Raw genomic sequence first — 20,626 nt, 5'->3', positions numbered from 1 at the left:
TGGCGGCAGACGTGGACGCGGGCACGACATCGGCGGAGCCGAGCGGCCGCGACCAGCTTTCCCGATACTAAGGGTTCTAGATACTTCGTGGGAAGTCGGGGGCCCGCGCGGCCGACCGGGCGGACGCCGTGCGGCCGCTCAGGCAGGCAGAGGGCGTCCGCTGCGGCGGCGCGGGGTCAGCAGCAGGCGAGCCAGGGCGTCGATCGCAGCGCCGAGTGCTCCGATCACGAGGATCACCACGATCATCTCGTCGTACGCGAGGCGGTCGCGGGCGTTGAGGATCTCGTAGCCGAGGCCGCTGGTGACCCCGAGCATCTCGGCCGGCACCAGCACCACCCAGGAGATCCCGAGGGCCATGCGCACCGACTGCAGCACCGCCGGGCGCACGGAGGGCACCACCACGGTGCGCAGGATCTCGCCGCGGCGCGCTCCGAGCGTGTGGGCGACGGCGATGAAGCGCTGATCGATCGACATGACGGCGGAGGAGGTGCCCAGCAGGATCGGCCAGACGGCGGCGGCCGCCACCAGGAACACCACCGGCGCGGAGCCCACGCCGAGCAGTGCCACGGCCACGGGGGCCCAGGACAGCGGCGAGATCATCCGCACGAACTGGACCACGCCCCCGCTCGCCCATCGCGTGGGCCGATGCAGCCCGATCAGCGCACCCAGCGGCACCCCGAGGACCGTGGCGATGAGGAGACCCAGCAGGAGCCGGGTCGTACTGGTCAGGAGGTCCTCGAGCAGCACACCGGTGGACAGCAGGGAGGCCAGCGCCTGCGGGACGCCCCAGGGGGACAGCGCCGCGAGCATGGGGCTTCCCGCACCGCCGACGGCCGTCAGGGCCCACCAGGCGAGGACCGCCGCGACCACGCCGAGCAGTCCCCAGGCCCAGGGGGCGGAGCGTCGGCCGTCGGCAGGCGGCGAGGCGCCGGCACCGGCGTGCGGCGCGTCGGCCGTCTCGAGGTCGGTGGGGGCGATGCTCATGGCGAGATCTCCTCGGGGTCGTCGAGGCCGGTCAGGGCCGAGGGGTCCAGGCGGCGGGCGGCATCGCGCAGCGCCCCGTCGTCGACAACGAGGCCGTGGGCGTCCTCCGCGTCGAGCCGGTCGAGCGCGCCGAGCGGGGCGTCCAGCAGCGTCGAGCGCATCTCCTCGACGAGCCGGGTGGTGAAGCCCGGCCGCAGGACCGGGGTGAAGTCGATGGTCTCGCCGTGCCAGTCGGGGTGCGCGACGTGCGCGTGCCCGGCATCGGGCCGGCCGAGCGCTGCGGTGATGGCCGGAAGGGGCTGCGGGAGATAGCGGCCGGAGAGCTCGGCGGCGACGGCCTCGCGGTCCTCGCGGCAGGCCTGCTGGGCGCGCACGAGGGCATTGGCGACGCCCTGGATCTGCTCGGGCGGCCGGCGCAGGAGCCCGCCGGTCGCGACGGTCACGCAGCAGGGGTGGGAGCGCCAGACGTCGCCGAGGTAGCGGCCGATGGTGCCGATGCCCTTGCCCTCGGCCATCGCGTTGAAGGGATCCGCCACGGTGTAGCCGCCGATCGAGCCGGCGTCCAGGGCGGGGATCATGTCCGACGGGGCCATCGGCACCAGGGTGACCTCGCCGCGATCACGGGAGGCGGTGCGGCGCACGACGGGGGTGAGCCCCTCGGCGCGCAGCATCTGCTGGACGATGACGTTGTGGATCGAGTACCAGGCGGGGATCCCGATCGTGCGCCCGGCCAGTGCACCGACCTCGGGGACATCGCGGCCGAGGGTGAGTGCCGAACCGTCGACGTGATTGGCGCCGAGCACGCGGATGTCCGCACCGAGGTCCAGCCGCATCTGGAGGGCCATCGGGAACAGCAGGTGCACGAGGTCGACGCTGCCCCCGAGCAGGGTCTCCCCCATCGACGCCCACGAGCGCAGGCGGACGGGCTCGTCGACCTCGACCCCTTCCTCGGCGAAGAGGCCGCGCGCGTGGGCGACGAGCAGCGGTGCGGCATCGGTGATGGGCAGGTAGGCGATGCGCAGAGGACGGTCCGGATCCACCGGGGAGGCGCTGCTGCGGCGCACGCCGAGCCCGACGGCGCCGCCGGCCGCGCCGGACAGCAGCAGCGATCCGCCCGCGCCGAGCAGGGCACGGCGGCTCGGAGCCGCTCTCACACCGCTGCCTGGACGGTGCCGCCGCGGTAGTGGGCGAGGATCTCCTGGCGTGTGGTGCCGTCCTCCCGGGGGCGCCACTGGGCGGTGAACCCGCGGGCGCCCTCGAGGTAGACGATGCGGTCGGCGACCACCAGGGCCTCGTCGACGTCGTGGGTGACGAGCACCGCGGCGATCTGCACCCGGGTGAGGACCTCGCGCAGCCACACCTGCAGGTCGGCGCGGATCGCGGGATCGAGGGCGGAGAACGGCTCGTCGAGCAGGACCACGCCGGGGTCCACGGCGAGCGCGCGGCCGAGGGCGACGCGCTGGGCCTGCCCGCCGGAGAGCTCCGCGGGCAGGGCGGCGGCGAGCTCTGCGATCCCGAGATCCTCGAGCAGCTCGCGCACGCGGGCATCGCTGACGCGCCCCGCGTTCGCGGCGTAGCGGGCCCCGAGGCCGACGTTCTCGGCGACGGTCAGCCACGGGAACAGGTCCGGTGACTGCGGCACGAGCGCGGGCCGACGGGAATCGGCGAGGTCGATGCTGCCGGCCTGAGGCTCGTCGAGCCCTGCGAGCACACGCACCAGGGTCGACTTGCCCGCTCCGGAGGCGCCGAGCACGCAGACCGTCTCGTGCTCGCCGACGTCGAGGTCGAGACCGGCGAGCACAGGGGCCGGGGCGCCCGTGTGCCAGCGGGTCACTCCTCGCAGCGCGAGCTTGCTCATGGCCGGCTCCTGGCGCTGTCGTCGGCCGGCACGAGGAGATGACGCAGATGGGTCTCCGTGGGCGACTGCACCGGGAGGAACGCCGCCTCGCGGGCGCGCCGCGAAGTGTCGGACGCCTGCGCGTAGCCGCGCCCGCCGACGGTCTTCTGCTCGAGCTGGGTCGCGCGCCCGGTGAGCAGTGCGACCTCGAGACGGACGCTGACGAGCTCGCGCGGCGAGACGGCCGCTGCAGCGGCGTCGGCCTCCCCTACATCCCCAGCATCCCTGGCATCCCTGGCATCCCTGGCATCCCACGCGGCGGTCCGGACCGTGCGCACCAGGTCATCGCGCAGCGACTCCCAGTCGGCGCGCCCGGCCGCGAGCTCGTCGGCCAGCACCCGCTGCGCGACGGGATCCGCCGCGGCCTCGGCGGCGTCGAGCGCCGCTCCCGCCAGTCCCAGGCACATCCCGCTCTGGAGCAGCAGGAAGGCGGCGCGAGCGCGGTCGCGGAAGTCCGGGACGTCCTGCGTGAGCACGTCCCCCGCCGGAACAGCGACCTGCTCGAGACGAAGCACGCCGGAGGACGTTCCGTCCAGCGCCATGAGCCCGACCAGCGGCGTCACGCCGACACCGGGGGCGTCCCGGGCGATGCGCACGATCGCGCGCCGGCCGTCCTCCCAGCGCACGGGCATCACGATCCAGGCGCCCTCGCGCAGGTTCGAGCACCAGGGCAGGACGCCATCGACCGCGAGCGAGCCGTCCGGACGATCGGTGGCGACCAGCGGGATCTCGCCGAGGCCGGCCTCCTCCTTGTAGGCGGGGGCCATGCCGGAGGCCAGGGCGAGCCTGCCCGCCTCGGCACCGTCGGGCGGCGTCGAGCCGGTGACCCAGTGGTACTCGAGCGCGGAATGGTGCCCCCACAGCGAGAACGCCGTGGCGGTGCAGCGCCTGGCCAGAGCGTGGATCAGCTCGACCTGGAGGGGCAGCGGCGCCGCGAGCAGCCCCAGCTCACCGAGCTCGCGCAGAGTCTCCCAGGGGTCTCCCCCCTCGCGATCGACGGCGCGGGCCCGCTCACCGGCCCGTTCGAGCACCGGCAGCGCTCCCGCAGGCAGCTCCGCGAGCCCCAGACGGGAGCGGACAGGGGCCGTCACCGCCTCCGGGCTCACGAGGACGAGGCCCCGAGATCGATCGCGCCGAGCGCCCAGATGCGGTCGACCGGGGTCTCGACGGCGTCGCGGGCACGACGGACGGCGTCCTCGTCGGGCGCGTCGTAGAAGCACAGGCACTTCGCGGTGTCCTCGCGCACGTAGGTGCGCAGGAACGACGTCTCGGGGACCTCGGCGTACTTGGGGGCGTTCGCCTTCTTGCGGGCGAGGTACTTCTCCATCGTGATCTCGGCGGGGATGTCCCACTCCACGAGGTATCCGGCCCCGCGGCGCAGCGCCTTGATGTCCTCGAGCTCCGCCCCGACCAGGCGCACCTCGTCGGGCCCCTCGACGGACGTCGCCGCATCGCCCACCGCGGCGGAGATCTCGCCGGCGGTCTCGGCGGACTCCGCCTCGACGATCGTGAACAGACGCGAGTGGTCGGCCGCGACCTGCGACTCGATGACCTCACGGGATGCGTCGGCCCCGGCGCCTCCCACCAGAGCGTCCAGAACGGCCTGGACGCCCTCACGGGTGGCGGAAGCGGGTTCGATCTCGAACAGGAACAGAGCCATGTCACACCTCTCGACGGAATCTTCGGGAACACACCCGAAGCACAACTTATGGACAGCATAAGGGCCTACGCGGGGTCCCTGCATCCTCCGTGGCCTGCGGCGTGAGGACGCCCTCCCCCGCCCGCTGAGGCAGACTCGGCGTATGAGCTCCACGCCCACCACCCCGCCGACGTTCACGATCGACCGTCCGCGGCTCGAGGACGTCCCCGCGATCGCGCGGATCCACGTGGACGGGTGGAGGGCGGCTTACTCGCATCTGCTCGCGGGTGAGCAGTGGTTCGGGCAGCAGGCGGTCGACCGACGTACCACCCAGTGGACCTCCTGGCTCACGCCCGACACGCCTGCTCACGACCAGGGGATCTACCGCATCGGTCGCGACGCCGAGGGCACCCCGATCGGGCTCGCGGCCTCCTGGCCTCCCCGCGAGAAGCAGCCTGTGCGCGGCCGGGAGCTGTCGATCCTCTACATCGAGGAGGCGTGGTTCGGGAGCGGTCTGGGGCGCGCGCTCGCGGAGTCGGTCCTCGACGGCGGGCCCGCCTCGGTGTGGGTCGCCGAGGAGAACCCCCGGGCACGCCGCTTCTACGAGAAGCTCGGCTTCACGCCCGACGGGGCGGCCCGCGTCGAGGAGCAGCTCGGGAACATCCGGGACATCCGCATGGTGCGCTGAGCGGCCGAGCCCCCGCCCCTGGGAGCGGCAGCCATCCCACCGACAGGGGCGGTCACCGTGTCACCGACGGGCCTCTGGCGACGAGCACTGGCGATATCGCCGGTGCACCTCACCAGCGGCCCGCCCGCGACATGGGCCCCGACCATCCACGGCCCGGACGACGCCGACGAGGCGGTTGAGCGCAGGAGCGGTGCCCCGAGACCTGCACCCGGCGCCCCGACCCCGACCCCGAGACCTGCACCCCGGATCCCGCATCCCGAGCCCCGCGTCCTGGCTGTCAGCTCCTGCCGAGCACCACGGACTCGCGGGTCAGGGCACGGCACCGCTGCGACAGGGTGATGCCGAGGCCGGGGCGGTCTGGCACGAGCATGCGCCCGTCGCGGGTCTCCAGCCGCTCCTCGAACAGCGGGTCCAGCCAGTCGAAGTGCTCGACCCAGGGTTCGCGCGGGTAGGCGGCGGCCAGGTGCAGGTGGATCTCCATCGCGAAGTGCGGAGCGAGCTGGAGGCCGGCGTGGTCGGCGAGGGTCGCCAGGCGCAGGAACTGGGTGATCCCGCCGACTCGCGGCGCGTCGGGCTGGATGATGTCGCAGGCTCGGGAGTCGATCAGGCGCACGTGCTCGGCGACGGAGGCGAGCATCTCCCCCGTCGCGATCGGGGTGTCCAGGGCGTCGGCGAGCTGCCGGTGCCCCTCGACGTCGTAGGCGTCCAGCGGCTCCTCGATCCACACCAGGTCGAACTGCTCGAGCCAGCGCCCCATGCGCAGGGCCGTCGGCCGATCCCACTGCTGATTCGCGTCGACCATGAGCGGGGCATCCTCCCCGATCGCCTCGCGCACGGCGGTGACGCGCGCACGGTCCACGGCGGGGTCGGGGTGGCCCACCTTGATCTTGATGCCGCCGATGCCGGCCTCGAGCGAGCGGACGGCGTTCCGGGTGACCTCCTCGAGCGGTGCGTTGAGGAAGCCTCCCGAGGTGTTGTAGGTGCGCACGGAGTCCCGGTACGGGCCCAGCAGCTTGGCGAGCGGGAGCCCGGCGCGCTTGGCCTTGAGGTCCCACAGGGAGATGTCGAGCGCCGCGAGGGCCTGGGTGGCGAGTCCCGAGCGGCCGACGGAGGCCCCCGCCCACAGCAGCCGTTCGTACAGGCGGGGGATGTCGGAGGGGTCCTCCCCGATCAGGAGGTCGGCGACCTCCTTGGCGTGCGCGTACTGCGCCGGCCCACCGCCTCGCTTGGAGTAGGAGAAGCCGATGCCCTCCAGGCCCTGCTCGGTGCGGATCTCCGCGAACAGCAGCACCACCTCGGTCATGGGCCGCTGTCGGCCGGTGAGCACCTTGGCGTCGCTGATCGGCGTGGACAGCGGGAGCACCACGCTCGACAGCTCCACCGAGCGGATCCGGTCCTGTCCCGGCATCTGGTGGGTGAGGGTCATCGTCGAGCTCCTGTCGCTGTGCTTGGTGCGGTGGCCGGTGCTGCCGTCGACGCTGCCGTCGGCCCTAGGGTCGGGGCCTCGTCGCGCACGAGGCAGGGACGCCGGGCGTCGAACTCCCATCCCGGCACGAGGTACTGCATGGTCACGGCGTCGTCGCGGCCGCCGGTGCCGGCGATCCCCTCACGGTGCAGCGCATGCGCGGCCTCGAGGCGGTCGCGATCGATCTCGATGCCCAGCCCCGGAGCGTCCGGGTCCACCGTGATCTCGCCGCCGACGATCCGGTGCGGCTGCCGGGTGAGCTGCTCGAGCCCCTCCTGCCAGATCCAGTGGGTGTCCAGCGCGTTGTACCTCCCGGGGGCGGCGGCGCCGCAGTGGGCGATCATCGCCAGGGAGATGTCGAAGTGGTTGTTGGAGTGGCAGCCCCAGGTCAGGCCCAGGTCGTGACACAGCTGGGCGACCCGGACCGAGCCCTCCATGGTCCAGAAATGCGGATCGGCGAGCGGGATAGACACCGACTGCAGCGCGAGCGAATGGGTCATCTCGCGCCAGTTGGTGGCGACCATGTTGGTCGCCGTCGGCAGCCCCGTGGCCCGTCGGAACTCCGCGAGCACCTCGCGCGCCGAGTAGCCGCCCTCGGCCCCGCAGGGGTCCTCGGCGTAGGCGAGCAGGCCCTGCGCGTCCGAGCACAGCTCGATCGCCTCCTCGAGCGACCAGGCCCCGTTGGGGTCCAGCGTGATCCGGGCGTCGGGGAAGCGGGCCTTGAGGGTCCGGATCGCCTGCATCTCCTCGGCGCCGTCGAGCACTCCGCCCTTGAGCTTGAAGTCCTCGAAGCCGTACCGGTCGTAGGCGGCCTCGGCGAGCCGCACGATCGACTTGGGTGTGAGGGCCTCCTCGTGGCGCAGCCGGTGCCAGTCGTCGTCCGCCTCCCTCTCGCGCACGTAGTCGAGGTCGGTGCGGTCCGGATCGCCGACGTAGAACAGGTACCCGAGGGTCTTCACCGCGGTCCTCTGCTGCCCGTCCCCGAGCAGGGCTGCGACCGGCAGCCCCACCCATTTGCCGAGCAGGTCGAGCAGCGCGGCCTCGATCGCGGTCACGGCGTGCACCGTGGTGCGCTGATCGAAGGTCTGGTCGCCGCGGCCCGCGCTGTCGCGGTCGGCGAACTCCTCACCGATACGGCGCAGCACGTTCTTGCGGTCCGCGATGCTCGCGCCCTCGACGAGCCGGCGGGCGTCCTCGAGGGTGCGGGTGATCGGCTCGCCGCCGGGGACCTCGCCCACGCCGGTGGTGCCGTTCGAGTCGGTCAGCAGCACGACGTTGCGCGTGAACAGCGGACCGTGCGCGCCGGAGAGGTTCAGCTCCATGCAGTCCCGGCCCGCGACGGGGAAGACGTCCATCCGCTCGACGGTGGGTGCCGTCGTGCCTCGTGCTGCTGTGCCCTGGGCGGTCATCGAGTGCTCCTGTGCGGGGGTGCGTGCCACGGTGCTCATTCGGCGATCCTCCGCCCGGCGAGCGTCTCGTAGTAGGTGGCGAGCGAGGAGTGGTCGTCATGCTCGTGCCCGGCCGCCGAGATCGCGGTCATCATCTCGCGAACGGCTGCGGTCAGCGGCAGCGACGACCCGCTCTCGTGCCCGGTGCCCAGCGCATTGTCGAGGTCCTTGATGTGCAGGTCGATGCGGAAGCCCGGGGCGTGGTCGCCCGAGAGCATCTTCGGCGCCTTCTGCTCCATGACCTTGGAGCCGGCGAGGCCGCCGCGGATCGCGTCGATGACCGAGGCGGGGTCCACGCCGGCGCTCCGGGCGAGCACCGCCGCCTCGCCGAGGACCGCGATGTTCACCGCGACGATGGCCTGGTTGGCGAGCTTGGCGATGTTGCCGGCGCCGATCGGGCCGACGAGCGTGACGGAGCTGCCCATGAGGTCGAGGATCTCGCGGACCCGGTCGAGGTCCGCCTGCGCACCGCCGACCATGAAGGCCAGGGTGCCCTCGATCGCGCCGGGCTCTCCGCCGGAGACCGGCGCGTCGAGCATGCCGACACCGCGCTCGGTGAGCGCCTCATGGAGGCGACGGCTGACCGCGGGGGCGATCGAGCTCATGTCCACCAGGAGCGATCCCGATGCGGCGCCCTCGAGGACGCCGTTCTCGCCGAGCACGACCTGCTCGACGTCGGGGCCGTCCGGGAGCATCGTGAGGATGACGTCGACCTGCTGGGCGACCTCCTTCGGGGTGTCCGCCGTGTCGGCGCCCTGGTCGGCCAGCTCCTGCATGGCGCGGGGCGACCGGTTGTGCACGACCAGCTCGTGACCTGCTGCGAGCAGGTGCGCCGCCATGGGGCGGCCCATGATTCCGAGTCCGATGAATCCGATCCTCATGATGAGGTCCTCTCTTCCTGTGCGGTGGTGGGTATGGGACTCCTGGTGCAGCGCGGGGAAGGTCAGAGAGCCGCGAGCGACTCCACGACGCTCGTCAGCTCCGTGCGCAGCCGGGGATCGATCTCGCGTGCCGGGGCGAAGCAGCTGCCGGCGTCGATGCCGGCGATGCGCAGCCCCTCCTTGAGGACCAGGGGGAAGGTCGCGCGGCCGACGAGGTCCCGCAGCGACGTCAGAGCCTCCTGCAGCTTGCGGGCCCGGGTGAGGTCCCCGGCCCGGTACGCCTCGTAGATGCCCGAGACGACCTGCGGGGCGACGTTCGCCGTGGAGGCGATCGCCCCCTCGGCCCCGGCCTCGAGGGCGGGGAGGATGTGGGTGTCGAGGCCGACGAGGACGGTGAAGCCCGCCGGGCGCGCGTCGAGGATCGTGCGCAGACGCTCGAGGTCCCCCGCGGAGTCCTTCAGGCCGACCACGCCGTCGACCTCGGCGAGCTCGAGGACCGTCTCGACGGAGAGCTCGACGTGGGTGCGCCCGGGGTTGTTGTAGAGCAGGACGGGCAGGTCGGTGCCGCCGGCGATCTCCCGGAAGTGGGTGACCAGCTCACCTTGGGTGGGCGTCATGAAGTACGGGGTGAGCACCGAGAGGCCGGCGACGCCGCCCACCTCCTCGATCATCCGCGCCGTGCGCAGGCAGTCGCGGGTGGTGATCTCGCTGGCCCCGGCGTAGACGGGGACGCGGCCGGCGACGTGCTCGACGGTGATCTCGACGACCCGGCGCTTCTGGTCCTCGTCCAGGCCGTAGATCTCGCCGCTGCTGCCGAGCACGAAGATGCCGTGCACACCGCGGTCGATGGTGAAGTCGAGGACGTCGCGCAGACCGTCCTCGAGGAGGTCCCCCGACTCGGTCAGCGGGGTGACGAGGGCGGGGATGATTCCGTGCGGACTGCTCATGGGCTGCTCCGGTGCAGAGGCGAGTAGGTCGGAGTCAGGTTCACATATGTGGACAACGTGACACAAGGGGGCTCGAGTGTTTTTCTCCGAGAACCGGAATCAGAGGCGCGTTCCCGGTTACCATCGGGCCATGGCCACGAACCCGACCTCCGACGCAGCCGGTGCCTCCGGCGTCCGCGAGGTGAAGTCCGCTGCCCGGACGATCGAGGTCCTCGAGTTCCTGGCCGCCCGGCAAGGGACGCTCACCCGGCTGAGCGAGGTCTCCGACGCCCTGGAATGGCCGCGCTCCTCGACCCATGCACTGCTCCAGACCCTGGTCGCCCGGGGCTGGGTGCAGACCGAGCCGACGGGCTCCTACTACTCGATCGGCATCCGCGCCCTGCTCGCCGGGACCAGCTACATCGACCGCGATCCGCGGGTGCGCCTGGCGCATCCGATCCTCGCGGACCTCGCCACCTCCCTCGGCGAGACCGTCCACCTCGCCCGCCTCGACCGCGACCAGGTCGTCTACCTCGCGACGGTCGAGTCCCGCGAGTACACGCGGGTCATGCCGCGCGTGGGCCGTCGGCTGCCGGCCGTGCACACCTCGCTCGGCAAGGCGATCCTCGCCGAGGAGCCGGCCGCCCGGCCCACCGAGATGGCGCCCGCCCTGACCCGCTTCTCCCACACCCGGCTCGCAGAGCTCGAGGAGGACCTCGCCCTGGCCGAGCAGCGCGGCTACGCGATCGACGAGCAGGAGAACACCGAGGGGCTGCGGTGCATCGGCCTCGCGCTGCGCTACACCCGCCCGGTCACCGACGCCATCAGCTGCTCGGTGCCGATCCGTCGACTCACCCCGGGGCGCTGGGAAGAGATCATCGCGGCCCTCGAGGACGCCCGCGACCGCATCGAGGAATCGGCCCCCGTCGTCGGGCCCTGACGCCCTGACCTGGTCGGCCTCCAGCGAGGCGGACGGCGCTCCGGGCACGGCTCCACCCGGGGTCGGGGGCCGGCCTCGAAGGATCCGACCCGAGGAGGACCGGTCCGCGCTCCTGGGGGGACGCTCCGGCACCCCGTCCGCCGCGATGCTCGAGGCATGAGAAACGCAACCATCGCCACCAGCCGCACCCGAGCCGCCTCCGAGGAGCCCATCGCCTACCGTCCCCTGCCTGCCGCGTGGGGCGACGTCGAGGCGCTGCATGCCGTGCGCGCCGCCAAGGCCCGCGCCGCCGAGCAGGGGCTCGACCCGAGCACCCTGGCCCTCGAGGCCACGACAGCGCCCGAGAGCACCAGGCCCACGACCCGCGACACCGCCGCGACCGGATCCCGTCCGGCCGCTCGCGGCCGCCGCCTCATCCCGCGCCACCACAGGCGCCGTCTCGCGACCGTCTGAGCCGCCGTCGGCCGCGCCGGAGGTCACTAGGATCACGAGCATGACCGATCGATCCGCCGCACATCATCTGGCCGAGGAGCGCCTCGACTACCTCGCCGGGTCCCTGCCCGACGACGCCCCCGCGGACCCGCTGGCCCTGTTCGACGTCTGGATGGACGAGGCCTTCGCCCGCCGCGAGCAGCACGGCGATCTCTCCGACCCGTCGGCCGTGGTGCTGTCCACCGTGGCGCTGGATCCCGGCGGCGTCCCGCGCCCCCGCTCGCGCACGGTGCTGCTGAAGGGGCACGACGACGGCGGCTTCGTCGTCTACACGAACCTCTCCTCCCCGAAGGCTGCGGAGCTCGAGGCCACCCCGCGCGCCGCCCTCCTGCTGCCCTGGTACCCGCTGCAGCGGCAGGTGCGCATCGAGGGGCGGGTCGAGCGGCTGCCTGCGGCGGACTCCGACGCGTACTGGGCGCAGCGCCCTCGCGGCTCGCAGCTGGGAGCCTGGGCGTCCCACCAGTCCCAGCCGATCGACTCGCGCGTGGATCTCGATGCGCGGTATGCCGAGATCGAGGCCCGTTTCGAGGGTGCCGACGTGCCACGGCCGGAGTTCTGGGGCGGCCTGCGGATCCATCCGGAGCGCGTCGAGTTCTGGCAGGGCCGCGAGAACCGCTTTCACGACCGGATCGTCTACGACGTCACGGCCGACGGCAACTGGCAGCGGCACCGCCTCCAGCCCTGAGGACAGAGCTCTCCGGGCTGCGGAACTCTCCGGCTCAGCAGCCCCAGCAGGGCCAGGCAGCCACTGAGAGAGAGCGCGGACTCGGGCTCGGCCAGCAGCCACAGATCGCTCGGGAGGTCGGCCGTCATGGCTTCGGAGCGCACCACGGGCCGGACACCGCAGCCGCTAGGCTCTCCTGCGGGCCCGGGACACGGCGGGTCTTTCGACCGACCAGCTCCCGAGGTGGATCATGGCCCAGCCCCGCTCCCGCACCCCGCTCATCGTGGGGATCTTCGCCGCGATCGCCTGCCTGGCTCTCGTGCTGCTCGTCGTGGCCGCGCTCATCGCCGGCATCGTGTACTTCCGCTCCCTCGACTCCGGGGACTCCGGGGGCTCCGGGGACCAGCGCGACGGCACGTCGACCTCCGGTGAGCTCATCACCCCGCCCGGTGTCGACGAGGACCAGCCGTACCTCGAGCTCAGCACCAGCTCGGATGGGCCGGTGGTCGATGTCTACCTCGACTTCCTCTGCCCGCACTGCAAGACCTTCGAGGAGGCGCAGGGCGAGGACCTCGCGCAGCTGGCGCTCGACGGCGAGATCACGCTGCGCATGCATCCGCGCCCGATGCTCGACCCGAACTCCACGCCCGTGGGTTACTCCGGCCGGGCGGCGAACGCTGCCGTGTGCGCCCACGCCGAGGATCCCGAGCTATGGTTCCCGGCCGAATCGGCCCTGTTCGAGGCCCAGCCGGGCACCGAGGGGCTCACCGATGACGAGCTCGCGCAGGTGGTCGACGAGGCCACCGGCCTGGACGTCGGCCAGTGCATCGCCGAGGGCACCTATCTGCCCTGGATCGAGGACGTGGTGGAGCCCGAGGCCGGATCGAGCACCCAGGGCACGCCGACGGTGCTCCTGGACGGAGAGCAGTTCACGGGCGACCTCGCCGCTCCCGGCAGCGTCAAGGAGGCCGTCGAGGCGGCCTGAGGCTCGCCCGGTCGGTCCCGCCCTGCCCGTCTGCCCGGTCCTACCCGTCGACCTCATGGGCGATCGCGCCTTCGCCGTCCGCGATGGAGGAGCCCTGGCGCAGGATCTCGATGCGGGCCACGTCGATGTCGACGCCGCCCTCGATGCCGGAGACAGTGCCGTCGAAGCGCAGCTGCCAGACGGCCCAATCCTCCTGCTGAGGGCGATCCGAGGCACGGAACAGCCAGTCCGGACGCGGTTCGGTGACCGGCAGTCCGTAATGGTCGCGCCATTCCTTCGAGGAGTAGATGAGCAGGCGGCGGCCCCAGGCCTTCTCCACCGCGGCCGTGAAGTCGTCGATCTCGGCCTGGGCGTCGACCCCGCCGGGACGCTCCGCGCAGGCACCGTCGAACTCGAGATCGATGGCCGGCGGGAGGGCGGCGTCGTCCGGCGGGGCGGCGGCGAGGAAATCGGTGGCCTGGTCCGCGCCCGAGGAGCACAGCGTGAAGTAGTGGTAGGCGCCCGGGGTGAGGCCTGCCGCGCGGGCTCCATCCCAGTTCTGCTGGAACATCGCGTCGGTATAGCCGGCGCCCTCCGTGGCCTTGATGTAGGCGAAGGAGTAGCCGTCGGCGGCGACCTCCTCCCAGTCGATCTCCTTCTGATGAGCCGAGACGTCCAGACCCATCACCTCGTTCTGGGCGAGGTCGACTCCGTCGGGGAGGTTCTCCGTCGCAGCGGCGTCCGGCGGGATCGCGCGCACGGACAGGGCGTCGTCATCGGCCTCGAAGGGGGTGCGCGCAGCGGCTCCGTCGGACCCTCCGCGCAGGCCGCCGATGAGCAGGGCCGTGCAGCCGCCGAGCACCAGCAGGAGGATCACGGCGAGCGCGCCGGCTATCAGCTGGCGACGCCGGACCTGCTCTGGGGTGAATCGGGGCACGCGGCGACGCTACCGGAGAGGCGTCGCCCGCCCCGGCATCATCGAGCGAACAGCGTGGCGAACGCGCGCAGCAGCTTCGGTGGTTCGTCGGCCGTCTCGCGCTGGAGGGCGGCGAAGATGTCCTCCATCTCGTCGGGCGAGAAGTAGCCGTGGTCGCGGTAGGCGCGGGCCCGCTCGATGATCGAGGGGATGTCGAGCTCCGGATGGAACTGGGTGGCGTACTGCCGGGTGCCGACGCGGAACATCTGCACCGGCGCGGTCGCCCCGCTCGCCAGGACGGTCGCGAACGACGGCAGGGTGTGGACCGCCTCCTTGTGGCCGACGAGGCCGGTGAAGGTCGTCGGCAGGCCGGCCTCCTTCACCAGCGGGTCCTCGAGACCGGCCGCGGTGAGCGTGACCTCAACGGCGCCGAGCGGCTCGCCGTAGGTGCGGTCGATGAGGGCGCCCTGGTGGGTGCCGAGGGTGCCGATGCCGTAGCAGGCGCCGAGGAACGGAATGTCCTGGGCGATCACCTGGTCAAGCACGCGGAAGATCTCCTTCTCGGCGCGCTTCTCCGCCTCGGGCTTCGACTCCTCCGGCTCCGAGACGGTGAACGGGCTGCCGCACAGGATGATCCCGGAGATGTCCTCGAGATCCTCCACCGGGAAGGGGCCGCGATCCAGGCGAGCCCAGATCAGGTCGTCCTCGCCCAGGCCGGTGAAGGCGAGCACGGCCTCCCTCTCGGTGAGGGCGACGTCGTCTTCGGGGCGGGTGGCGATCTGCACGAACGGTTTCACGCAAGAATGCTAACGGTCGGGGCCGGAGCTCGCGGACATACGCTGGTGCTGCGCACTGCTGCTGCTCCGTCGTGGGCGGCATCGAAGGAGACCGCCATGACGCCGCCCGCAGATCCCCCAGATCCCCCAGATCCCTCAGCCCCGGCCCTCGTCGCCGGATTTCCGCTGCCCGAGCAGCTCGCGGCCGCCGATGACCGGGGCGTCGTCGCGTGGCGGGCGGGGTTGGACGGCGTGGTCACCGAGCTGCTCTCGCAGTGGGACCTGATCCCGGCGGCGCCGTTCGAGCCCGGGGGCTCGTCCGCGTGGGTCGCCCCGGTGCGGGATCAGGCCGGCGCTGACCTGGTGCTCAAGGTGGCGTGGGCGCATGAGGAGTCCCGCGACGAGGCGGCGGGGATGACGGCCTGGCAGGGTCGCGGCGCGGCCACGGTGCATCGCAGCGAGCGGCGCGGGGCGACATCCGTGCTGCTCATGGAGAAAGTCGTGCCGGGCACCGAACTGGCACAGCTGTTGACGTGGCCGGAGCGGGACGAGGTCGTGGCGAGCATGCTGCGCCGCCTCTGGGTGACCCCGGAAGAACTGCTCCCGACGCCGGAGAGGACCCCGTTCCGCCCCCTCGCCCACATGTGCGCTTGGTGGGCCGACGAGGCGCAGGCGCGCGCCGAGGCCGGGCACTCCCCGCTGCCCGGAGAGGTGGTGCAGCGGGGGTTGGAGCTTTTCAGGTCGCTCCCGCAGGACTGGGACGGCGAGCAGGTGCTGCTGGCGACCGACTTCCATCACCACAATGTGCTGGCGCGCGGAGAGGACGGATCGCGGGAGTGGGTGCTGATCGACCCGAAGCCGTATGTGGGCGATCCGCACTACGACCTGCTGCAGCACATGCTCAACGATGCGGATCGGCTCCGCGCTCGGCCCGGTGCGTTCGCCGATCGCATGGCCGAGCTGACCGGGCTGGACCCCGCACGGTCGCGCCGGTGGCTGTTCGCGCGATGCGTGCAGGAGGCCGGTGTCGCGGACGGCGCGGCGGAGGCGGCGATGCGGCTGGCGGACGACGGGGTCGGGTGACCTGGCTTCACCTTGCGATCCGTCTATCCGTCTATCCGTCTATCCGCCCTCGTCCTCCTGGGGTGCGGCGTCCGGCGGGGCACCGGGCTGAGGGCCGGCGCGGTCCTTCGCGCTGTCTTGGTGCTTCGGGGAGCGCGGGCCGAGGAGCCGCGTCGGGCCCGTCACCCGGGTGATGCCGGAGTACCCGGTCCAGGCCACCCGATGACCGGTGCCGCCCGAACCCTCGATGCGTTCGACGCTCGCGGCGTCGTGCTCCTTCTGGTTGCAGTGCGCGCAGGTGTCCTGCCCGTTGTCGACACTGGTGGGACCGCCTCGGGAGAACGGTCTGATGTGGTCGTGCTGCCGGGTGTAGGCATTGCAGAAGGGCCCGCGGCAGTGGGTGTCGCGCCAGGTCAGGAATTTGGCCATCGCCGGCGGGAACGCACGCCCGCGGGCCTCGACCGCGACCAGGTCGCCGGTGGCGGGGTGCGTGTACAGGCGGCGGAGCACCGCACGGGTCTCCTCGCCGTCCTCCCCGAACGGGTCCGGCTCGGTGGACGAGGGAGGCGTGGTCACAGCGCGGAGCTGCTCGCGGACGGCCTCGGCGGGAACGGGGCCGTAGCCCTCGATCTGGGCGGCATCCCCCGCATCGGGCCTGAACAGCGCCCGATCGGTGATGATCACGCCGACGTCGAGATCGACGGCGTCCATCGCTCCATCACGGCCCAGCACGGTGTCCACCAGGGCGTCGGCCATCAGCGCGCTGTGCCCTGCGTCCGCTCCGCCAGCGCGACGGCGCTCCGCCTCGAGGGAGAGCCGCTTGTGGAGCAGGCGCGCATCGAGGGCCGGGAGATGAGCGCTGAAGCGTGCCATCCCGTGCTCCCCCGGTGTGAGGGTCACGCTGCGATGCCTCCGCGCCCTCCGGTGACGCAAGGCCGCGCCCTCGGCGTCGAGCTCCATGATCGCGGCGGCCGCTTCGGCGCGCCATCCGCGCACCCCGGCCCCGTCGAGAAAGGGCAGTCGTGCAGCGAGGGCCTCGTCGACGCTCCGACACTGCTCCTCGGTCAGAACCGACGCCGCACCGGACACCGCGTAGGCGGCCTGGGCGGAGACCTTGCGCCCCGCGAGGGCGTCGAGCATCTTCGGCATCGACGACACCAGGCGGCGAGCCGAGGCCAGCGTGCTGCCTGCTGCCGAGGGAGAGCACCGCGTGATCAGGGACAGGTCCCGGCGCAAGATGCCGCCCGCCTGCTTGTCCAGGACGGCCTGCGAGGGCACGGCACTCGATTCGTGCGCGGCGGCGTCGCGGGCCGCCGCCGTACGGTCGCGACGGGTGACCTCGGCGAGCGCGACGACGGTGCGCGCTTCCAGCGCATCCTGGGCTCCCCGGATGACCTGCTGGGACGTCATGAGGTCCACGAAGGCGCTGCGCTCCGCGCCCTGCGTCGTGAACAGGTCGCCGGGGTCCTTCGCGACCTCCTCGAGTGCGTGCCCCACGTCGCCGAGCAGCCGGGCGAGACCCTCCGGGCCGGCTGCACGCACGGCCTCCGGCGACCACGGGGAGTCGGGGGACTCCTCCGGGCCGCCGGAAAACCTCTGCGCATTCGTCATGCTCTCATTCTCCCCGCGCCGCCTCATCATCGACACCCTCCGCGGGGAATTGTGGATAACTCGCTCGAACGCCTCGCAGAAAGCGGTTGATCGTCGCCCGCCGACACGCACACTCAAAGGAGCCAACCTGAGAACGACCCCACTACATGACCACTACCTGCTACGACACCTCTCCGTCCGCTCCCTCCAGCACTCCCGACAGAGCCGGGAACGAAATCACCGGAACAACGCCCAGAAATACGTCACGAAGCCATCTCCACCACCTCCGGAAAAATCCAGGGAACCACGCGAATTGTGGATGAACAGCGTCGGTGGAGGAAAGGTCGGCCAGCCGCATCGGCCACGCCCACCGGCGCACCCCACCCCGCTCGCAGCACCCGGGGCCACAATGGAGACATGACCTCACTCGCCGATTTCACCGCGACCACGATCACCGGGACCGAGAAGGACCTCGCGGACTACGCGGGCTCCGTCGTCCTGGTGGTCAACACCGCCAGCAAGTGCGGCTTCACGCCGCAGTACGCCGGACTGCAGGATCTCTACGCCCGCTTCCACGACAAGGGGCTCGCCGTCCTCGGCTTCCCGTGCGACCAGTTCATGAACCAGGAGCCCGGCTCCGAGTCCGAGATCGCCGAGTTCTGCTCGGTCAACTTCGGCGTCGAGTTCCCGATGTTCGCCAAGGTCGAGGTCAACGGCGAGGGCGCGCACCCGCTCTACCAGTGGCTCACGGGAGCGCACGGGGACATCCCCGCCGGCGAGATCGGTTGGAACTTCACGAAGTTCCTGCTGGACCGCGACGGTGCCGTGATCGGGCGATACGCCTCGGACGTCGAGCCGGCGAGCATCGCGGGAGACGTCGAGAAGGCCCTGGCCGAGCAGGCTTGAGCCGCTACTCCCCCAGCTCCCACCCGTCGGCCACGACCAGATCGCGGTCGGCGGGGCGGTCCGTGTCCAGCACGGCCTCGCCGCCGTCGAGCACACGCACCCTGCCCGCCCATGCGCCGAGGCCGCGGGTGGCGGCATCGGTCACCAGGCTCAGGCGCAGCTGCGTCTCGCCCGACCCCGGGACGGCGAACGTGCCGGTCCAGCGCTGACGCCTGCCCCAGCCGGTGATCTCGCCGGCGGGCACCTCGACGCTCTCCTGATGCGGGGCCGAGAGCGTCCCCGCCAGCGGGGTCCAGGCCGAGCCGCCGTCCTGCGAGGCCTCGACGGTGAGCACGTCGTACGCGGTCTCGAGATGGGCGAAGAGGTCCAGCTGCAGCTCGCCGGCGCCGCTCGGGAGGTCGACAGCGCAGGTCAGCGTCGCCGTCGTCTCGTCCTCGCCCCCTGCGTACCAGCCGGAGCGCACCTCCTCGGGCACGATCCCGAGCGCGTGCGCCACGCAGGTGGAGACCTCGCGTCGGGTCTCCGACGTGGTCGACCATTCGCGGGTGGGATGCACGGAGTTCGCGAGCAGCACCACGATCGTGTCGGTGAGCGGGTCGATCACCAGCGACGTGCCCGTGAAGCCGGTGTGGGTGCCGCTGTAGGGGCTGGTGAGACCTGCGTGGTAGTACCAGGCCTCGAGCTCCGGGCCCAGGCCACGGCGGGCGCCGCCCACTCCGGTCACGTCGGCGATGCGGTCGGTGAACATGTCCTGCACGGTTCCGGCCTGGAGGATCCGCGCGTCCCCGTAGCGGCCGCCGCCGAGGAACATCTGGGCGAACACCGCGAGGTCGCGCGCGGTCGAGAACACGCCGGCGTGCCCGGCGACACCTCCGAGCGAGTAGGCGTTCTCGTCGTGCACATGCCCGTGCACCAGGTAGCCGTAGAAGTCGATGTACTCGGTCGCGGCGATGCGATCCTTCAGCGCGCTCGGCGGGTTGTACATCGTGTCGGCCATGCCGAGCGGCTCGGTGATGTGCTCGCGCACGTACTCGTCCAGGCTCTGCCCCGAGAGCTTCTCGATGATCAGGCCGAGGGTGATCAGCCCCAGGTCGCTGTAGACGTACTCGACGCCCGGCGGGTTGTCCGGCTCGACGGTCAGCACGGCGTCGAGCCGCGAGGGGATGTCCGGGAAGGCGGAGTAGAGGTTGATGAACGCCGGCAGTCCGCCCACGTGCGTGAGCAGATGCTGCAGGGTGACCTGCTCCTTCCCGTTCTCCGCGAAGCTCGGCAGGTGGGAGGCGACGGTGTCCTCCAGCGATAGCCGGCCCTGCTCGACCAGCTGCATCAGGGAGGTCGCGGTGAAGATCTTCGAGATCGAGGCGAGGTCGTAGATCGTGTCGGTGCGGGCAGGGATCCACTGGTCCTCCGGCAGCTCCTCGCCCGCATCCTTCCAGCGCAGCGCGTAGCCGTCGGCATGCTCATAGGCGATGCCGGCCTGCGAGGCGACCAGGAGGGAGGCCCCGGCGAACCGCGGCGGATCGACCCCGAGCGCGTCCGAGACGATCCCGGGCAGATCGTCGAGCACCGCGGCGTCGAATCCGACGTCCGACGGCTCGGCCGTGTGCAGGGTGTCGCCCGATCCCCTCCGGTCCCACGGGTGGCGGATCGGCTCCCCATGACGCCAGGTGGTCCCGGAGCGGGTGCGGGGCGCCCCCTTCTTCGGTGCCGGGTCGCCTTCGGCGCGGGCCGCGGCGGGGAGGCCGACGGCGGTGGCTGTGGCGGTGGCCAGGGCGGCTGCGGTCAGTCCGGTCCGACGGGAGATCGGGAGGTCCATGAAGCTCCTTCGCATCAGGGGCCCGCGCACCGGCGGGATGCGGTGCGGGCCGCGAGCCACGTTATCGACACCATCGCCGACGTGGCAACCGTCACACCTCCCCGACGGCCTCCCGCTGCCGACGCACCTCGGCGACACCGCGCAGCAGGACGACGGCCCCGACCAGCAGGAGCACGGACTGGAGGAGATCCACCACGGTCTCCAGGACGCCGGCCGCACGCGACACCGCGGCGGCCGCGCCGGAGACGTCCCCGCTCGCGCTGAAGGACACCGAGAGGCTGAGCGCCCACGCCACCAGCAGCACGATCCCGCCCCGGCGCAGCGGGCCCCTGCCCCGAACCGTCACCACGATGGCGAGCACCAGGGTCGCGACGCCCAGGCCCAGCGCGAGGAGCGCCCCGGCGATGGCCAGGAACGCCAGGACGATCGACGCCGGCACCACATCGACGTTCACCACGGCGTCCGGGCTCACGAGCCCGACGAGCTGCATGATCAGGCCGCCCGCTCCCAGCAGTGCCGACAGCGCCGCGGCCCAGATCGCCGGCCGCACCGGCTGTCTGAACGGATCCACG

The 20,626-nt window shown here is 72.1% G+C and carries 21 protein-coding genes; 7 read left to right on the top strand and 14 right to left on the bottom strand.

Going from position 1 to position 20,626, the window contains the following annotated elements; all coding sequences use genetic code 11:
- Nucleotides 1-138 precede the first annotated feature (138 nt).
- The 5 genes from CIK81_RS03865 to CIK81_RS03845 are packed head-to-tail and all read right to left on the bottom strand — an operon-like array spanning nt 139 to nt 4,541.
- Nucleotides 139-984: an ABC transporter permease gene (locus CIK81_RS03865; protein ID WP_114355402.1), complete on the bottom strand. Its 846-nt coding sequence runs from the start codon at nt 982-984 to the stop codon at nt 139-141.
- The gene (locus tag CIK81_RS03860; protein ID WP_096164648.1) at nt 981-2,138 is read right to left on the bottom strand and encodes an ABC transporter substrate-binding protein; all 1,158 of its coding nucleotides are present in this window, start codon (nt 2,136-2,138) and stop codon (nt 981-983) included. Before CIK81_RS03860 ends, CIK81_RS03865 begins: the two co-directional genes overlap by 4 nt.
- Entirely contained in the window at nt 2,135-2,842 is a 708-nt protein-coding gene (locus CIK81_RS03855) for an ABC transporter ATP-binding protein (protein ID WP_114304840.1), read from the bottom strand. Before CIK81_RS03855 ends, CIK81_RS03860 begins: the two co-directional genes overlap by 4 nt.
- The gene (locus CIK81_RS03850) at nt 2,839-3,972 is read right to left on the bottom strand and encodes an acyl-CoA/acyl-ACP dehydrogenase (protein WP_147272340.1); all 1,134 of its coding nucleotides are present in this window, start codon (nt 3,970-3,972) and stop codon (nt 2,839-2,841) included. Before CIK81_RS03850 ends, CIK81_RS03855 begins: the two co-directional genes overlap by 4 nt.
- 11 nt (nt 3,973-3,983) lie before the next feature.
- Nucleotides 3,984-4,541 carry a DUF4242 domain-containing protein gene (locus tag CIK81_RS03845; protein ID WP_096164651.1) on the bottom strand — a complete coding sequence of 186 codons (558 nt, stop codon included), beginning with the start codon at nt 4,539-4,541 and terminating at the stop codon, nt 3,984-3,986.
- A 142-nt stretch (nt 4,542-4,683) separates the two neighbouring features.
- Between CIK81_RS03845 and CIK81_RS03840 the strand changes: the two genes are divergently transcribed.
- A complete protein-coding gene (locus CIK81_RS03840) occupies nt 4,684-5,208 on the top strand; it encodes a GNAT family N-acetyltransferase (protein ID WP_096164652.1) in 525 nt (174 codons plus the stop codon).
- A gap of 277 nt (nt 5,209-5,485) precedes the next feature.
- Here the strand turns inward: CIK81_RS03840 and CIK81_RS03835 are convergent, their stop codons facing one another.
- Genes CIK81_RS03835 through CIK81_RS03820 form a run of 4 tightly spaced genes read right to left on the bottom strand, consistent with a single transcriptional unit; the run spans nt 5,486 to nt 9,949 of the window.
- A complete protein-coding gene (locus tag CIK81_RS03835) occupies nt 5,486-6,616 on the bottom strand; it encodes a mandelate racemase/muconate lactonizing enzyme family protein (RefSeq protein ID WP_114355444.1) in 1,131 nt (376 codons plus the stop codon).
- 14 nt (nt 6,617-6,630) lie between these two features.
- Entirely contained in the window at nt 6,631-8,082 is a 1,452-nt protein-coding gene (locus tag CIK81_RS03830; RefSeq protein ID WP_199586269.1) for an enolase C-terminal domain-like protein, read from the bottom strand.
- A 35-nt stretch (nt 8,083-8,117) separates the two neighbouring features.
- The gene (garR, locus tag CIK81_RS03825; RefSeq protein ID WP_255411048.1) at nt 8,118-9,053 is read right to left on the bottom strand and encodes a 2-hydroxy-3-oxopropionate reductase; all 936 of its coding nucleotides are present in this window, start codon (nt 9,051-9,053) and stop codon (nt 8,118-8,120) included.
- Nucleotides 9,054-9,064: 11 nt separating this feature from the next.
- Nucleotides 9,065-9,949 carry a dihydrodipicolinate synthase family protein gene (locus tag CIK81_RS03820; protein ID WP_114355399.1) on the bottom strand — a complete coding sequence of 295 codons (885 nt, stop codon included), beginning with the start codon at nt 9,947-9,949 and terminating at the stop codon, nt 9,065-9,067.
- A gap of 130 nt (nt 9,950-10,079) precedes the next feature.
- Between CIK81_RS03820 and CIK81_RS03815 the strand changes: the two genes are divergently transcribed.
- The 4 genes from CIK81_RS03815 (at nt 10,080) to CIK81_RS03795 (ending at nt 13,009) form a co-directional block, all read left to right on the top strand.
- The gene (locus CIK81_RS03815; RefSeq protein ID WP_114304842.1) at nt 10,080-10,868 is read left to right on the top strand and encodes an IclR family transcriptional regulator; all 789 of its coding nucleotides are present in this window, start codon (nt 10,080-10,082) and stop codon (nt 10,866-10,868) included.
- 156 nt (nt 10,869-11,024) lie between these two features.
- Entirely contained in the window at nt 11,025-11,321 is a 297-nt protein-coding gene (locus CIK81_RS03810) for a hypothetical protein (protein WP_114304843.1), read from the top strand.
- Between the two features lie 40 nt (nt 11,322-11,361).
- Nucleotides 11,362-12,045 (top strand): pyridoxamine 5'-phosphate oxidase, encoded by a 684-nt coding sequence (gene pdxH, locus CIK81_RS03805; protein ID WP_114306718.1) that lies wholly within the window; start codon nt 11,362-11,364, stop codon nt 12,043-12,045.
- A 229-nt stretch (nt 12,046-12,274) separates the two neighbouring features.
- The gene (locus tag CIK81_RS03795) at nt 12,275-13,009 is read left to right on the top strand and encodes a thioredoxin domain-containing protein (RefSeq protein WP_114355398.1); all 735 of its coding nucleotides are present in this window, start codon (nt 12,275-12,277) and stop codon (nt 13,007-13,009) included.
- A 40-nt stretch (nt 13,010-13,049) separates the two neighbouring features.
- Here CIK81_RS03795 and CIK81_RS03790 read toward each other — a convergent pair whose 3' ends face one another.
- Both CIK81_RS03790 and CIK81_RS03785 read right to left on the bottom strand, forming a co-directional pair.
- On the bottom strand, nt 13,050-13,925 hold the full coding sequence (locus CIK81_RS03790; protein WP_114306720.1) for a GH25 family lysozyme: 876 nt from the start codon (nt 13,923-13,925) through the stop codon (nt 13,050-13,052).
- A 38-nt stretch (nt 13,926-13,963) separates the two neighbouring features.
- Nucleotides 13,964-14,701, bottom strand: coding sequence for a glutamine amidotransferase (locus CIK81_RS03785; protein ID WP_114306721.1), 738 nt, complete (start codon nt 14,699-14,701; stop codon nt 13,964-13,966).
- 96 nt (nt 14,702-14,797) lie between these two features.
- Here CIK81_RS03785 and CIK81_RS03780 point away from each other — a divergent pair, with 96 nt between their 5' ends.
- A complete protein-coding gene (locus CIK81_RS03780) occupies nt 14,798-15,763 on the top strand; it encodes an aminoglycoside phosphotransferase family protein (RefSeq protein ID WP_114355397.1) in 966 nt (321 codons plus the stop codon).
- A 39-nt stretch (nt 15,764-15,802) separates the two neighbouring features.
- On the opposite strand, the gene CIK81_RS03775 is transcribed toward CIK81_RS03780, so the two are convergent.
- Nucleotides 15,803-17,353: an HNH endonuclease gene (locus CIK81_RS03775; protein WP_158541899.1), complete on the bottom strand. Its 1,551-nt coding sequence runs from the start codon at nt 17,351-17,353 to the stop codon at nt 15,803-15,805.
- 396 nt (nt 17,354-17,749) lie between these two features.
- On the opposite strand from CIK81_RS03775, the gene CIK81_RS03770 reads away from it, so the two are divergent.
- Nucleotides 17,750-18,238 (top strand): glutathione peroxidase, encoded by a 489-nt coding sequence (locus CIK81_RS03770; protein ID WP_096164666.1) that lies wholly within the window; start codon nt 17,750-17,752, stop codon nt 18,236-18,238.
- A gap of 4 nt (nt 18,239-18,242) precedes the next feature.
- On the opposite strand, the gene CIK81_RS03765 is transcribed toward CIK81_RS03770, so the two are convergent.
- Nucleotides 18,243-20,054, bottom strand: a complete 1,812-nt coding sequence (locus CIK81_RS03765; protein ID WP_241963919.1) for a serine hydrolase — start codon at nt 20,052-20,054, stop codon at nt 18,243-18,245.
- 91 nt (nt 20,055-20,145) lie between these two features.
- Nucleotides 20,146-20,625, bottom strand: a complete 480-nt coding sequence (locus CIK81_RS03760; RefSeq protein ID WP_141393704.1) for a hypothetical protein — start codon at nt 20,623-20,625, stop codon at nt 20,146-20,148.
- Between the last annotated feature and the right edge of the window lies 1 nt (nt 20,626).

This window comes from Brachybacterium sp. JB7, assembly GCF_003335205.1.
Classification (GTDB): Bacteria; Actinomycetota; Actinomycetes; order Actinomycetales; family Dermabacteraceae; genus Brachybacterium; species Brachybacterium alimentarium.
Note: the sequence above shows the minus strand (reverse complement) of the source record. Positions and strands in the feature narration are given on the sequence as shown.